Source organism: Neotamlana nanhaiensis (assembly GCF_000943555.1).
GTDB lineage: Bacteria > Bacteroidota > Bacteroidia > Flavobacteriales > Flavobacteriaceae > Neotamlana > Neotamlana nanhaiensis.
Map to the genome: position 1 here is coordinate 11,561 of NZ_JTDV01000011.1, position 15,978 is coordinate 27,538.

The window sequence follows — 15,978 nt, forward strand, 5'->3', positions numbered from 1 at the left end:
GTAACACTATACTTAGCGTTGTTGGTTACGAAATTACAAAATTCGTGTTTCTTACCAATAATATTATTTCAAAGAAATGTATTTTAGCACAAAAAAGATTTGAGTTTTTTATATAGCATTGCAATACAAATAACTGGATTAGTTTTAAAAGGTCTTGCCCCTTTTAATGAAAAACTTAAAAAAGGCGTTTTTGGGCGTCATGAAACGTTTTCTATTTTAAAAGAAAACATAAATAACACCGATAAAACGTTATGGTTTCATTGTGCTTCGTTAGGCGAATACGAACAAGGCTTACCCGTTTTTAAAGCATTACGAACGCATTATAAAAACCACAAAATTATACTAAGCTTTTTCTCGCCTTCTGGATACGAAATTCGTAAAAACTCGCCAATTGCCGATGTTGTTGTGTATTTACCACTAGATACAAAGCAAAATGCTAGAACCTTTTTAGATATTGTAAATCCAGAACTTACTGTTTTTATAAAATATGATATTTGGCCAAATATTTTAAACGAACTAAAACAACGCGGTTTAAGAGCTATTTTAATTTCGGCTGTTTTTAGAAAAAATCAATCTTATTTTAAATTCTACGGATCGCACTTACGAAACGCTTTATTTGCTTTTGAATATATTTTTACTCAAAATGAAAATTCTCAAGCCCTATTAAAAACTATTAATTACAACAACACTTCGGTTTCGGGCGACACCCGTTTTGATAGAGTTTCAAGTCAGTTAGACTTAGATAACAATCTACCTTTTATTGAAACTTTTAAAGACAATAAATTATGTATTGTTGCAGGTAGTACTTGGCCAGAAGGCGAAGCATTTTTAACAAATTTTATAAATACGTATCAAAATTTAGATGTTAAATTTATTATTGCGCCACACAATATAAAGGACACTCAAATTCATCATTTAAAGGATAATTTACAATGTAAAACGGTACTTTTTTCCGAAAAGGAAAACTCAAATCTAAAAGACGCTAAGGTTTTTATTGTAAATACAATTGGTATTTTATCGAAAATTTACAATTACGCCGATATCGCTTATGTTGGTGGTGCTTTAGGTAACACTGGCTTGCATAATACGTTAGAACCTGCAGTTTTTGGAATTCCTATTATAATTGGCAATCAGTATTCAAAATTTCCAGAAGCAGAAGCTATGATTTCGCGTGGTGGAATGTTCTCGGTTTCTAACCAAAATGCATTTAATAGCTGCTTAAATCAACTTATTAATAACGAAGTAAAGCGCTTACAAGCTGGCAATAAAAACTCACAGTATGTTAAAGAAAATATGGGTGCGGTAATCCAGATACTAAATTATCTTCGTATATAATAGCGAACACAAATATGGTTCAACCCATTTAAATTTTATTAAACAAACAACAAAAACCAATGAAAAAATTAATTTTAAGTTCAGTTTTTATTTTAGCGTTAAGTTTAACATTTACTTCTTGTAGAGACTCAAAAAATGCCGATTCTGCTAAAGAAGCCTTAGAAGAAGCTGCGGATGCCACTGAAAACGCTTTAGAAAAAGCTGGTGATGCTGTTGACAATGCAGTAGATACCGCCGACAAAGCTGTTGATGATGCAGTTGAAGGTGCCGTAGATTCTGCAAAAGATGCTGCTGCCAAAGCCGGTGAAACTATTGATAGCGCAGTTGAAAACACTAAAGACGCCGCTAATAAAGCTGTTGAGACTTCAAAAGAATCGCTTAAAAAAGCAGGTGATGCTGTAGATAAAAAAGTTAACGACTTAAAAGAACTTTAATACGCTACTCACTTTTATCAATAAACACTAAAAACCGCTATTTGGCGGTTTTTTTTATTAAATTTGAGTCCTAAAACCCCAACTTTTTAAAGAAACGATGTATAAACGCTTTAAACCAACCTGCTTTTTACTTCTATTTTTTTTGGCTATGTTTTTTGCTTCGGCTCAAAAAATTGCCATAAAAACCGAATTTGTAGATAATGGTAGTGTTTACAAAAATCCTAACCATACAAATCCTATAATTCAATTTGAAGAGTATGATAAATGTGTTGTAACCAGCTTTGTTGGAAAATACACCTATAAAGTTAAATTTAATGGTGTTGAAGGCTATGTACGCGACCGATTTTTATTAGTTAACGAGGCGATGATGGATTTATATTTTGATTATGAAGAAGCCCAAAAGCTAAAAGCCATAAAATCGCGAGGCAAAAGCGAAAAAGACCTCGAAATTATAGAACAACTTAAACAAGATTCTATAAATGAAGCTAATGAGAAGCGTAAACAAGAGGAGGCTTTAAAAGCAGAACAATTGCGTTTAACCAATATAAAACTTCAAAAAAAGCAAGATTCACTTGCCAAAATAAATGCCGAAGAAAAACAGTTAGAGAAAATTCGTTTAGAAAACTTAAAAATTCAACGTCAGCAAGATTCTATTGCTAAAGTTAAAGCGGAAGCTGCTAAAGCTGAAAAACTTCGACTTGAACAACTAAAACAAAAACGAATTGCAGATTCGATTGCAAAAGTAAGAGCCGAAGAAAAACGCCTTGAAAAAATTCGTTTAGAAAACTTAAAAATTCAACGTCAAAAAGATTCCATTACTAAAGTGAAGGCAGAAGCTGCTAAAGCTGAAAAGCTACGACTTGAACAACTAAAACAAAAGCGTATTGCAGATTCGATTGCAAAAGTAAGAGCCGAGGAAAAACGCCTTGAAAAAATTCGTTTAGAAAACTTAAAAATTCAACGTCAAAAAGACTCTATTTCTAAAGTTAAAGCAGAAGCTGCTAAGGCTGAAAAACTTCGACTTGAACAACTAAAACAAAAGCGTATTGCAGATTCGATTGCAAAAGTAAGAGCCGAGGAAAAACGCCTTGAAAAAATTCGTTTAGAAAACTTAAAAATTCAACGTCAAAAAGATTCTATTGCTAAAGTTAAAGCGGAAGCTTCTAAAGCTGAAAAGCTACGACTTGAACAACTAAAACAAAAGCGTATTGCAGATTCGATTGCAAAAGTAAGAGCCGAAGAAAAACGCCTTGAAAAAATTCGTTTAGAAAACTTAAAAATTCAACGTCAAAAAGATTCCATTACTAAAGTGAAGGCAGAAGCTGCTAAGGCTGAAAAACTTCGACTTGAACAACTAAAACAAAAGTGTATTGCAGATTCGATTGCAAAAGTAAGAGCCGAAGAAAAACGTCTTGAAAAAATTCGTTTAGAAAACTTAAAAATTCAACGTCAAAAAGATTCTATTGCTAAAGTTAAAGCGAAAGCTGCTAAGGCTGAAAAACTTCGACTTGAACAACTAAAACAAAAGCGTATTGCAGATTCGATTGCAAAAGTAAGAGCCGAGGAAAAACGCCTTGAAAAAATTCGTTTAGAAAACTTAAAAATTCAACGTCAAAAAGATTCCATTGCTAAAGTGAAGGCGGAAGCTGCTAAGGCTGAAAAACTTCGACTTGAACAACTAAAACAAAAGCGTATTGCAGATTCGATTACTAAAGCAAAACAAGCGACCGCTAATCAAGCTCAACAACAAGATGCCATAAACCGAGCAGAACAAATAGAAAAACGCAAACAGCTTATTGCCGCTGCCGCAGAAAAACAACGTTTAGAAATTTTAGAAAAACAACGTATTGCCGACTCTATTTCTAATGCCCAATCTAATCTAGAAATCAAAGCATCCGAGGAACGCCGTAACACTTGTCTTTACTATATAAATGAATACGACAACTTCAATAATCAGCAATTAATAATAACTGAAAAGTATTTTATTAACGATATGCTTAGTATTGAACTATTACGAGAAGGGAATGCTAGTAAAATTCATTTTAATTTAGATGAAAATTTAGGTTGTGCCGATTATGTTCCGAGTCGTCGATCGAGTGTTCGTGTTACTCTTGAAAACGGACGTACCGTGGTATTCTATCATTCTGGAAGTTTAGACTGCAATTTGTTTAGTTTAAAAGCTAACCTTTCGCAAGGTGATATCTATCAGTTAAAAAAATCACCTATTTCTAAAATTATTCTGAAGGGGACTAATGGCGAAGTAACATTAAGCAGTTTTAGCTACAAATCGTTTTTTATTGATAAGTTGAAGTGTATTGAATAATCATTAAAGTTTATCTATTGGTTAAAAAAGGTAATTAACTAAACACTGCTAATTTATTAAACCTTGCATTTAAAATTCCATTTTTCCGTACTCAAAACCTCATATTCACCTTAAAACCAAACCATTAAACACGCTACACAACCTATCCTTACATTAATATACTGGCTACTTTCGTAGTTAATATTTATCATTTCAAAACAAAAAAAGTCTGCACGAAAGTACAGACTTTTCACTTTAATGTGGGAAGAGCAGGATTCGAACCTGCGAAGACATAGTCAGCAGATTTACAGTCTGCCCTCGTTGGCCGCTTGAGTATCTTCCCAAAAACCGAGCGCAAATATATTACGGTTCTTTGTATCTACAAAATTTTATTTTCAAAATCTTTTCAATAAATTTTCTTAAAATCTACAAACTATAAATAACTCTAAAAGTTACAAAACGTGGCAAAATAAATGTAGATGAGTTCGATACCGAAAATGTACCTACATTATTATTAATGTTCGCATCTATATTTAGTAAGTTACTTGCCTTAACTTCGAACTCCCAATGAGAGTCCTCGTTGTTTCTGTAAGCTAAACGAGCATCCCAAGTTTGAAACGACTGTGATTCACCATCGACATCTTGATTGGTGTATGCATAATCGGATGACAGCGTAAAAGCATCCCAAAGGTAAGCATCGAAACTAACCGAAGGTGCATTGCGTATAATTTTGGTATTTCTGGTACCTTGATCGGCATTAGTAACTGAATAACTATAGCGGAAACTAACATTTGGCGCCGTTTTAAAATTTGTTCGGATTTCGGGTCTGTAAGTTTGTGTAAAACTCTTGTTTTCCGATTGAACGCCTTGTATAAACTGATTGCGTAAACTGTAATTAAAATTCGCATTTACACCCGTACGGATTTTACCAAAAGTACGTTGCCAACGCCCAAAGGCACTTAACGACTCGTCTGCAAACTGCGAATTAAAAAAGGTACTTGTACTAATTACATTCTCGAAATTTGCCAACGACCTAATTTGATCGATGTTTTTTGAGTAATTTACAGTAGCAAATACATTGGTGTAATTAAACAAATTAAAACTGTGATAACGCAATGTAAGATTATGCGCTAAACCATTTTGTAAAGTTGGATTACCGTATGATAAATTATCGAAACTATTCAACACCAAACCGCGAGCAATATTTGTAACATCGGTAAATTGATTGGTCATGCGATAATTAAACTGAAGACTTTCAGATTTTTTAAACTGAACTCGAGTTTCGAATTCGGGTAAAATTCTAAAGAAATTATCGTCGTATGTTTCTCCAAACTGAATATTTTGATTACCATAAGCATGCACAGAAACTCCAGGACGAAATGTAAATTTCCCCAAACGCAGGTTATAACGCGTACCTAAATAAATATCGCTAAAATTATACTGCGTATCGTTTTGGGCGGTTAATAAATTTCCTTCAGAATCAACAATATTTGGGTTTGCATTTTGAGTTTCATTGTTATTTAAAAACTGAAAAATATTGGAGTTATAGTCCTGTCTGCTTAAAATGGTTCCTAGAGTAAAACTTAAGTTACTTTTAGAGTTTAAAATATTATAATAATCTAATTTAGCATCAAATTGATTTGACTTTACATTTTGGTTTTGCCCTAAATTATAGTAATCTAAACTTCTATCTAAGCCTAATTGTTCGGCGGTTTCATCGTAGGCGTCCTCATCATCCTCACCGGCATCATTATTAGTTGGGTCGTTATTTAAATATGCTTCATAAAAAGGATCTTCATCTTTTAAAACATGCAAAGCTTCAAAAGCAAAAATATTTGATTCGTTTAAAGTGTAGTAATACTTTAAATTTTGACTTAAACTAAAAGGTGTAACTTCATCTACTTGGTTTGTAATTCCAATAATTGAAGATTCTTCATTTTGAATTTCGGAATCTTTTGAAAGACGTCCCAAAATATCGTACTCCAATTGATTGTTAACATTTGGCTTATACAAAGCACTTAATTTTACTAAACCTTGATCGGAAGCTTCGCGACCTGTACTAATAGTTTCTTCATCTGGAATCCCCAATTCTGCATCGGTATATCGAATAAAACTTTCTTGGCGCGTATTTAATCTTGTAGAATTAAAAATTAAAAATCCGCTTAAATCGAGGGCATCATTTGGCGCATAACTAAAATTGGTAGCCGCTAATTTAGCTTCAACCTGTTGCGAATTTGCAACACTTGTAAGTCCGCTTAACCCATTATCACCTAAACTTAAACTCGTACCACTATCGCGACTTGGGGCATTAAACCCACCGCCAAAACTACGCAAATCGCGATTTGTCAGCGCTGGTTCGCCAATATTATTAAGGTCACCAATTACATTTACACTGTATTTAGGCGTGTAATAAAATAGTTTGGGTTGTACTAAGTATAAGGCATCGTTTGGTGAAGGCGCTACACCTCCCCCAACGGTAACATCGCCAAACCAAAAGTTTTCTTTACCTTCTTTTAATTTAACATTTATAGCATAGTTATTACTATTATTTTCAACGCTTTTTAATTGACTTACTTCGGAAAAATTACGAAGCACTTCAATTTTATCAACTGCATTCGATGGAATATTTTCTGTGGCTAATTTGGAGTCGCCGTCAAAAAAATCTTTACCATTTACAGTTAACTTTTTAACAACAGTTCCTTCAACCTCTATTTGTCCGCTATCGTTTATCTCGACACCGGGAAGCTTTTCTAAAACATCTTCAAGTTTACGTTCTGAGCCATTTTTAAACGAATCGGCATTATAAATAATGGTATCGCCTTTAACAGTTACAGGCATTTCATAAACTAACTCCACAGCATCAAGAGCATTATCGTAATGCAACACAAAATCCTCTGTAATGTTGCTTGTAGCCGTTTCTATAAATTTTTCGCCAGGTTTCATGCCAATATAAGTTATCTGTAATTTATAAGCTGTGTTTTCCTTTAAAGTTAATCTAAAAAAACCTGTATCGGTGGTTATACTGTAACCATCTAAAACATTTGTTGCCTGATTTATAGCTACAATATTTGCTAATTCTAAAGGGTTTCCAATGCTATCTTTAACAACTCCTTCAAGTTTTATTTGAGCATAGTTTGCTAAGCCTGTTAGCATAACAAGCCAAAGCGATATTTTTAATTTCATAAGTTTAGTTTGAAAAAATTACACCAAAATTAGCGTCTTCCGCCTGGGCCACCGCCTCTACGGTTTCTAAAATTATTTCGCATTTCTTCGGTTTTCTTTTGCACAATTTCGTTGTACTCTTCGCGCGTTACTTCTTTGCCTTTTTTTGGCACCTTAATAGTTGTTTTATCTTCTGGATTTACAACAATTTTTGTACACAAAATGGTAGTTTTACCTGCGTTAACTTCTAAAATCAGCCCAGGAAGCCCCCAATAATCGGCAGGACCTTGATTAACTGGAATTTGCATGGTATACCAAGCTACTACATTTATAGTTTTAGGTTCTTTAGGTTTTGTTTCTTCTTCTTTATCTTCATTTCTTCTTGGAGGTCTAAAATCTTCAAAACTTACCGAGGTAGACTGTACTGTAGCTGTTGCTTTAAAGCATGTGTACTGACCTATTTGCTTTGTATCGCCCGTCATTTGCCATTGGTAAGTTGGTAATTGATCTTTAACCAAAAATTGTTTACCAAAAAACTCCATTTCCTGTAATAAATCTTTCGTTTTTATATTTTTATATTCTGGTCCACCAGTAAAGCTACTACTCATCATAGCACCAAAGCCGCCTCGTTGGTTTTGCCCCGGCGCATCAAGTATTTCTTCTTCTTTATATAACGATTCGGTTTGATTAAAAGTTAGTTCGTACTCTTTTTCAAACATACTTTTCATACGTTCTGCCATTCGCTTTTTCTGTTCTTCATTCATGTTTGGCGGCCCAAAATTTTCGGTATCAATCGATGTTTTAGACATGTAATAGGCCTTTCCTTGGAAATTAGCTTGAGCATTTGAAACGATAGAAATAAGCAAAACAGTGCAAATAACTATAGGTTTTAAGAATTTAAATTTCATAAAATCGCATTTTAATAGGGCGTAAATGTAAAATATTTTATTTCCCTTAGACTGCGTTATACTAGATAAGTTTAATCGTGAAACGTTAAATGATTCTTAAAAAAGTTTACTTGTACAATTTTTATAAAAAGAAATTCATTTTGTATTTTTCAACACATAAAATGAAATACTCAATTTACATCACTTTTCTTTTATCTCTTTCATTATTTGCTCAGCATATTGAAACCTCACTTATTAATGAATTTCAGTTTGAAGCAGATGCAATTTTTAGTATCGATAATTTTGAAACTGTTTTCTATAAAAAGGATAACATTTTCTTTATGGATGGCCAACACCGGAAAACATCGTATAACAATATTCAACTAGGCATTTTACATAGCGCCAATGCTTTTAACCCATTAAAAATAAATCTATTTTATAAAGATTTTAATACGGTTGTTATTTTAGACAATAGGTTAGCCGAAGTTTTTAAAATTGATTTTAACACGTTAAACCCTTACCGTACCGTAAGCCATATTACAACTGCCTTCGACAACGCCCTTTGGATTTTTAACCAAGACCAGCAAAAACTTGAACTCTATAACTACAAAACTAACACTGTAAAGGCGCAAACAAGACCTGTACAAAGTGACGTTTTAGACCTTAAAAGTAATTACAACTATTGCTGGTTACTAACAAAAAACCACTTATATGTTTATAATTATTTTGGAAGCTTAGTAAAAAAAATCAACAATCAAGGTTATACAAAAATAGCTCAAAGCAACGAAAACATTATTTTAAAAAAAGACAATAAGTTGTTTTATTTAGAAGAAAACGGCACTTTTGCACAACCAATACAAACCTCAACTTTAACAGTAAAACAGTTTTTTGTAACCAACGAAACCTTGTATATTTACAATAACGAAAGCTTGCAAAAATTCCAATTAAAAATATAACTTACTATGCACATTGCTATTGCCGGAAATATTGGCGCAGGAAAAACAACCCTTACCAAACTACTAGCAAAACATTTTAAATGGGAACCACAGCTTGAAGATGTTGTAGACAACCCTTATTTAGATGATTTTTACAACCAAATGGAGCGTTGGAGTTTTAATTTGCAAGTGTATTTTTTAAATAGCAGATTTCGTCAAATTTTACAAATTCGACAAAGCGGAAAAGACATAATTCAAGACCGTACCATTTATGAAGATGCGCATATTTTCGCCCCCAACCTACATGCTATGGGATTAATGACAAATAGAGATTTTGAAAACTACAAATCACTTTTCGATTTAATGGAATCTTTGGTTCAAGGTCCTGATTTATTAATTTATTTACGCAGCTCAATATCAAATTTGGTATCTCAAATTCATAAACGCGGGCGCGATTATGAAAACAGTATAAGTATTGATTACTTAAGCCGACTTAACGAACGTTACGAAGCATGGATTCATGGTTACGACAAAGGCAAACTACTAATTATTGACGTTGACAACCTTGATTTTGTTGCCAACCCAGAAGATTTAGGAAGCATTATAAACCGCATTGATGCAGAAATAAACGGGTTATTTTAACGTTATAGGCAATCACTACATATTTGTATCATATTTTATAACTTTTTTCATGAGAAAGTATATACTTTTATTCACATTATTTTGTATAAGTAATCATCTATTTTCGCAAGAAACTGCTAATACAAACACACCAACACCTAATTATAGATTAGCCGCAAAATTTTCTCCAAAAAATCTCGCAAAGCTAGTACATTCTACAACTGTACAACCACATTGGTTAGAAAATGGAGATAAATTTTGGTACCAATACAAAACTACAACAGGATCAAATTATTATATTGTTGATGCCGCTAAAGGCACAAAAAACAAACTTTTCGACAATGCAAAAATGGCTAAATGGTTAACCGAAATAACCAAAGATCCCTACGATGCACAACACTTACCTAAATTTAATTTTGAATTTGTAAAGAATGAAACAGCTATTCGTTTTAGAGTGACAGCAAACGAAGAAGTTGAAGCTGAATCAGATGAAAAAGAATCTTTGGAAACTACCGATTCTACTTCAACAAAAAAAACTAAAAAGAAAGCTCCAAAAATGGAAAAAAAGGTGTATTTCTTTGAATATAAATTAGGAAGCAGCAACCTAACTATTATTAACAACAAAAAGAAAAAAGAAGAACCTTGGAAAAAATGGGCTAACGTTTCGCCCGACAGTACTATTGTCTTGTTTTCTAAAAACTACAATTTATACTGGATGGATAAAGAAAACTTTTTAAAGGCTGTAAAAGATGAAAAAGATTCAACCATCGTAGAACATCAATGGACAAAAGACGGTGAACAATACTACACCTATGGTGGTAGTGAACGTGGTAAAAATAACGAAGACCTTGAAAAAGCTAAAGAAAAAAACGAGCGTCAACGTATTAGTGGATTTTGGGCACACGATTCTAAAACCTTTGTTTACCAACGTACCGATTCGCGCCATATTAAAGATTTATGGGTTATAAATTCGGTTGCAAAAAAGCGTCCTACTTTAGAAACCTACAAATACCATATGGCTGGCGAACAAGAATTTTATAAAAATGAATTACTAAGCTTTAACATTCCTTCTAAAGAAATTTTAAAAATAAAATTAGACACAACGATACAGCAAACCATTTCGGTTTATAGACATCAATACGAAAAAAACAACAACCGTAAGCACAAACCAACACTTTTACTTTCAAAAAAAGGAAAAATATATTTTAACACCACAAGTAGAGACCGTAAAAAGCTTGACATTCATGTGGCCGATATTAAAACAGGTGAAGTAAAAACGTTAATAAACGAGCACTTTAATACCTATATTGAAAACCGTGGAAAAAAAATTGTACTTTTTAACAACGAAACCGAAATTCTACATTGGAGTGAGCGTGATGGTTGGGGGCATTTTTACCTTTATGACGCTAGCGGAAACCTAAAAAAGCAAGTAACATCGGGCGAATACCATATTGATAGTTTTGAAGGTATAAACGAAAAAACACGAACCATTTACTTTACTGCAAACGGAGTAAGTAAAGAACAAGACCCTTACTATGCGCATCTTTATAAGGTTAATTTAAATGGTTCTGGTTTTAAAAACTTAAGTCCTGGCGATTATAATTTTAATAATAATTTATCGGCATCAAACAACTATTTTGTGAGTAACTATTCTAGAGTTAACACCGTACCAAAATCGGAATTAAGAAGCACTACAGGTTCAAAAATTTTAGATTTAGAAGAAGCCGATTTATCGCAACTTATGGCTTCTGGATACCAGTTTCCTGAGCCTTTTAAGGTAAAAGCCGATGATGGTATAACCGATTTATACGGTGTTATGTATAAACCTTTTAATTTTGATGAAACAAAAAAATATCCATTAATAGAATATGTATATCCAGGACCACAAACCGAGGCTGTAAACAAATCATTTTCGGTAAGCATGAACCGTACCGATAGAATGGCGCAAGTAGGTTTTATTGTAATAACTTTAGGAAATCGAGGTGGTCATCCAGCACGCTCAAAATGGTATCACACCTATGGTTATGGTAATTTACGCGACTATGGTCTTGCAGACAAAAAATATGTAGCTGAACAACTGGCAAACAAACATGCCTTTATCGATATTGAAAAAGTAGGCATTTTTGGTCATTCTGGTGGAGGCTTTATGTCTACTGCTGCTATGTTGGTATATCCAGATTTTTTCAAAGTTGCTGTGTCTTCAGCAGGAAACCACGACAATTCCATCTATAATAGTTGGTGGAGTGAAACGCATCATGGAATTAAGGAAGAAAAAGATGCCGATGGTAATATTTCATTTAAATACAACATCGATAAAAATCAAACTTTAGCAAAAAATCTAAAAGGTAAATTAATGTTAGTAACTGGCGATGTGGATAACAACGTACACCCAGGAAGCACCATTCGTATGGCAAATGCTTTAATTAATGCTAATAAACGTTTCGATTTTATGTTATTACCTGGACAACGTCATGGTTTTGGAAAAATGACAGAATATTTCTTTTGGCTAAAAGCCGATTATTTTAGTAAACACTTATTAGGCGTGGAAGCAACTAACGTTAATATTACCGAAATTAACAGAGATATGCCTCGAAATAATTAAACTATAAAGCCATTTTTACGAGCATGATTTATAGCTTCTGCTGTTGAAGCCACCAAAAGCACAGGCACATCTACATAATTATTATATAGTAATTTTACGCGATGCATTTTGCGTTTATGGTCTACATTCATTAAATAAATAGCCAAAATACGCTTAGGATAATCGTGTGCTAATTGTTTATAAATATACGGGTCGTGCTCACCACTATCACCTATTAAAACAAACTTTAAGTTGGGATATGTTTCTAAAAGATTTATTATTTCCTTTTGTTTTTGAGGCATATAACCTTTCTTCTTTTTACTGAAAGGCTTCGGGAAATTTCGTAAAACAATAGGCCCTTTTGGAAAATTATTTTTGTACAAAAAGTAGTTTAAATAACGATATAAATTCCACGGACTATGACTTACATAAAATATAGGATTAGCCTCTTTACCCGATTTTCCGCGATGCAATAAATTATAAAATTTAGGAGCGCCATCAAGTGGCATACGCTTTCCTGCTGAAGTTAAAAACGTATTAATAACTACCCGCCATTTTAAAACAGAAACTAAACCAGTATGCAAAATAGTATCGTCAATATCGCTAATAACACCATAGGAAGCATTTGGCGACGGAATTAACATTTCACCAGGAAATTTATTGTTTAATTGAATAACACGACGCTTATTAGCCATTTCGTATGCAAACTCTAATTGCAGCCAACCTTCCGAATTAACGTAAGGTTTTAAGTCTGCAACTGTTTCATCTAATAAAAAATACCCACGATGATTTGTTTTGGTATAAAAAAAATTATCATCGCCAACTTTAACTCTAATTTTGGCATGCTTAATTTCATCGGTTTCAAAACGTTTCCATGCATTAAAAAGAAGTTTAAAAGCACCGCGTTGTTCTAAATTTATACTTTCGTCTTCAAGCGCTCGACCACGCAAATACAAGCGTTTTGAGGTTCCATAGGTTTGAAATGCTATTATTTGAAGCGGGTCTTTTTTAAACATAAAACAATAATATGGCAACTAAAAATAAAAAAAACCACGCAGGTTACGTGGTCTTTTTATTAATTTCGCTTTTAAAAACAGTTATTCTGTTGTTTTTTTTATCACTTTTTTAACCGCTACACTTACATCTTTAGCATTTCCTTTTAAGGCTTCAACGTTTGCTATAACCTCATCTTCTGCTCCTTCAAATGTTTCATAATCGGTAGTTTCAACACCATTTTTAGTTGTAATTGTTGTTACCACTGCTTTAACCGAATGGTCATCAATTTTGGTCATTTCAACTTTAACTTCCTTTTTAATTTCAATTTGATCTGAAGCATAAGCTGAAACAGAGGCTTCACTCACCAAACTTGGTGCAATAACTAAGGCCACAACCGACATCAATTTTAATAAAATATTTAACGACGGTCCCGATGTGTCTTTAAACGGATCACCTACAGTATCACCTACTACAGCAGCTTTATGAGCATCGGTACCTTTTCTACCTTGTTCTTCAATAGTTTTTTTTGCGTTATCCCAAGCGCCACCAGCATTCGATTGGAAAATGGCCATTAAAACGCCACATGTAGTTACTCCTGCTAATGTACCTCCTAACATTTCGGCACCACCAATAAATCCAATAGCTACAGGCACCGCAATAGCTAACAAGCCCGGTAACACCATTTCTTTAATTGAGGCTTGCGTTGAAATAGCTACACATTTATCGTATTCTGCTACACCATCAGCCGCATCGAAAATTTTTCTATCAGCTTCTGATGCTTTAGACATATCTGAATCGTATTTACGCATAATTTCTAAAGCTGCCTTTAACTGAGGAATATCTCTAAATTGACGACGCACTTCTTCAATCATCGCCATAGCTGCACGACCAACCGCATTCATTGATAAAGCTGAAAATACAAATGGCAACATACCTCCTACTAATAATCCAGCCATTATATTAGGTTGCGACACATCGATTGATGTGATTCCAGCAGTTTTCATAAATGCCGCAAATAATGCTAAAGCGGTTAAAGCCGCCGAAGCAATAGCAAAACCTTTACCAATAGCTGCTGTAGTATTACCAACCGCATCTAACTTATCGGTACGCTCACGAACTTCGCTTGGTAATTCGGCCATTTCTGCGATACCTCCTGCATTATCAGAAATTGGACCATAAGCATCAACAGCCAATTGAATGCCTGTATTGGCCAACATACCAACTGCCGCAATAGCGATACCATATAAACCAGCGTAATAATGCGACACCAAAATTGCAGCTGCAATTAAAATAATAGGAATTGCTGTTGACATCATACCGATACCTAAGCCCGCTATTATGTTTGTTGCAGAACCTGTTTCACTTTGTTTTACGATAGAATTTACAGGCTTTGTACCTGTACCAGTATAGTATTCGGTAATTTTCCCTACTGCTAAACCAGCTACTAAACCAGCTAAAACAGCCATAAAAACTCCTGTTGAGCCATGGGCTAATCCTTCGGTAGCTTCAGGAATAAAGGCTTTAATAATAAAGTATGACGCTATAAGCATAAGACCTGCCGAACCAAATTCGCCAATATTTAAAGCAGTTTGCGGGTTACCACCATCTTTAACTTTCACAAAAAATGTTCCGATAATCGACATAACAATTCCTACTGCTGCAAGTACCAAAGGCAAATACACCGCACCAATACCATTGGCGACGTTTGGAGTAATTATAAAGGCGCCTAAAACCATTGTACCAATAATTGAACCTACGTACGATTCGAATAAATCGGCTCCCATTCCTGCCACATCACCTACGTTATCACCTACGTTATCGGCAATAGTTGCTGGATTTAACGGATGATCCTCTGGGATACCCGCTTCTACTTTTCCTACTAAATCGGCACCAACATCGGCTGCTTTGGTATAAATTCCGCCTCCTACACGTGCAAACAATGCAATAGACGAAGCTCCAAGAGAAAATCCAGAAAGTACGTTAAGCACTTCGTTTAATCCCCAGCCCATTTCGCTATAAATCATAAACAACCCGCTTAAACCTAAAACACCTAAGCCTACAACACCTAAGCCCATTACAGCGCCTCCAGCAAATGCGACCTCCAGTGCTTTACCCAACGAGGTTCGTGCAGCACTTGTGGTACGTACATTGGCTTTTGTAGCCACCTTCATACCAATAAATCCTGCCAAGGCAGAACATATTGCGCCCACCACAAACGATACAGCTACCATACCGTTGGAGCCTGCTTCGTTACTTCCTTTAAAAAACAATAAAATGGCAACGGCTATTACAAAAATTGATAATATTTTATATTCGGCTTTTAAGAAAGACATGGCGCCATCGGCAATGTTTTTTGCAATGCGTTTCATTTTCTCATCGCCTTGATCTTGTTTGCCTACCCAAGCACTTTTAACAAATACAAATACTAAGGCTAACACCCCAAAAAGAGGTAAAAAATTTAGAATATTTTCCATATGGTTAGTTGGTTTAATTAAAACTTATTTTTTTGCTGGACTAAAATAGGAAAATAAAAATTATAAAAAAAAGCTATAATTAATTAAGTATTTATCACTAAACAATTACTTAAATTAAAAAATCAATATTTTTATGACAGATATCAGTCAAACAATTGATATTTTAAATACAAAAACAACATTACAATAATTTTAAACTATTTAACTCGTACTGTAATATAGTTACAAAAAAACCACCTTAATGAGTAAGG

General features: G+C 34.0%; 10 protein-coding genes and 1 tRNA gene. 6 read left to right on the forward strand and 5 right to left on the reverse strand.

What is annotated here, in order from left to right:
- The first annotated feature begins 99 nt into the window (after window positions 1-99).
- The 3 genes from PK35_RS12340 to PK35_RS12350 all read left to right on the forward strand — a co-directional run bounded on the left by PK35_RS12340 (window position 100) and on the right by PK35_RS12350 (window position 4,092).
- Entirely contained in the window at window positions 100-1,335 is a 1,236-nt protein-coding gene (locus PK35_RS12340; protein WP_044626873.1) for a 3-deoxy-D-manno-octulosonic acid transferase, read from the forward strand.
- A gap of 59 nt (window positions 1,336-1,394) precedes the next feature.
- The gene (locus tag PK35_RS12345) at window positions 1,395-1,769 is read left to right on the forward strand and encodes a hypothetical protein (protein WP_044626874.1); all 375 of its coding nucleotides are present in this window, start codon (window positions 1,395-1,397) and stop codon (window positions 1,767-1,769) included.
- A gap of 97 nt (window positions 1,770-1,866) precedes the next feature.
- Window positions 1,867-4,092 carry a hypothetical protein gene (locus PK35_RS12350; protein ID WP_044626875.1) on the forward strand — a complete coding sequence of 742 codons (2,226 nt, stop codon included), beginning with the start codon at window positions 1,867-1,869 and terminating at the stop codon, window positions 4,090-4,092.
- Between the two features lie 240 nt (window positions 4,093-4,332).
- Here the strand turns inward: PK35_RS12350 and PK35_RS12355 are convergent.
- The 3 genes from PK35_RS12355 to PK35_RS12365 all read right to left on the reverse strand — a co-directional run bounded on the left by PK35_RS12355 (window position 4,333) and on the right by PK35_RS12365 (window position 8,141).
- Window positions 4,333-4,414: transfer RNA gene (locus tag PK35_RS12355), tRNA-Tyr, on the reverse strand.
- An 83-nt stretch (window positions 4,415-4,497) separates the two neighbouring features.
- On the reverse strand, window positions 4,498-7,254 hold the full coding sequence (locus PK35_RS12360; RefSeq protein ID WP_044626876.1) for a TonB-dependent receptor: 2,757 nt from the start codon (window positions 7,252-7,254) through the stop codon (window positions 4,498-4,500).
- 29 nt (window positions 7,255-7,283) lie between these two features.
- Window positions 7,284-8,141 (reverse strand): GLPGLI family protein, encoded by an 858-nt coding sequence (locus tag PK35_RS12365; RefSeq protein WP_044626877.1) that lies wholly within the window; start codon window positions 8,139-8,141, stop codon window positions 7,284-7,286.
- A gap of 161 nt (window positions 8,142-8,302) precedes the next feature.
- On the opposite strand from PK35_RS12365, the gene PK35_RS12370 reads away from it, so the two are divergent.
- From PK35_RS12370 to PK35_RS12380, 3 genes are read left to right on the forward strand one after another with little or no spacing between them, the layout of a single operon-like run.
- The gene (locus PK35_RS12370) at window positions 8,303-9,076 is read left to right on the forward strand and encodes a hypothetical protein (RefSeq protein WP_044626878.1); all 774 of its coding nucleotides are present in this window, start codon (window positions 8,303-8,305) and stop codon (window positions 9,074-9,076) included.
- Window positions 9,077-9,082: 6 nt separating this feature from the next.
- Window positions 9,083-9,697 carry a deoxynucleoside kinase gene (locus tag PK35_RS12375; RefSeq protein WP_044626879.1) on the forward strand — a complete coding sequence of 205 codons (615 nt, stop codon included), beginning with the start codon at window positions 9,083-9,085 and terminating at the stop codon, window positions 9,695-9,697.
- A gap of 49 nt (window positions 9,698-9,746) precedes the next feature.
- Complete coding sequence (locus tag PK35_RS12380; RefSeq protein WP_044626880.1) at window positions 9,747-12,278, forward strand: S9 family peptidase; 2,532 nt, start codon at window positions 9,747-9,749, stop codon at window positions 12,276-12,278.
- Here PK35_RS12380 and PK35_RS12385 read toward each other — a convergent pair.
- Complete coding sequence (locus PK35_RS12385) at window positions 12,275-13,273, reverse strand: App1 family protein (RefSeq protein ID WP_044626881.1); 999 nt, start codon at window positions 13,271-13,273, stop codon at window positions 12,275-12,277. The genes PK35_RS12380 and PK35_RS12385 overlap by 4 nt on opposite strands.
- A gap of 81 nt (window positions 13,274-13,354) precedes the next feature.
- Window positions 13,355-15,727: a sodium-translocating pyrophosphatase gene (locus tag PK35_RS12390; RefSeq protein WP_044626882.1), complete on the reverse strand. Its 2,373-nt coding sequence runs from the start codon at window positions 15,725-15,727 to the stop codon at window positions 13,355-13,357.
- Window positions 15,728-15,978: the final 251 nt, after the last annotated feature.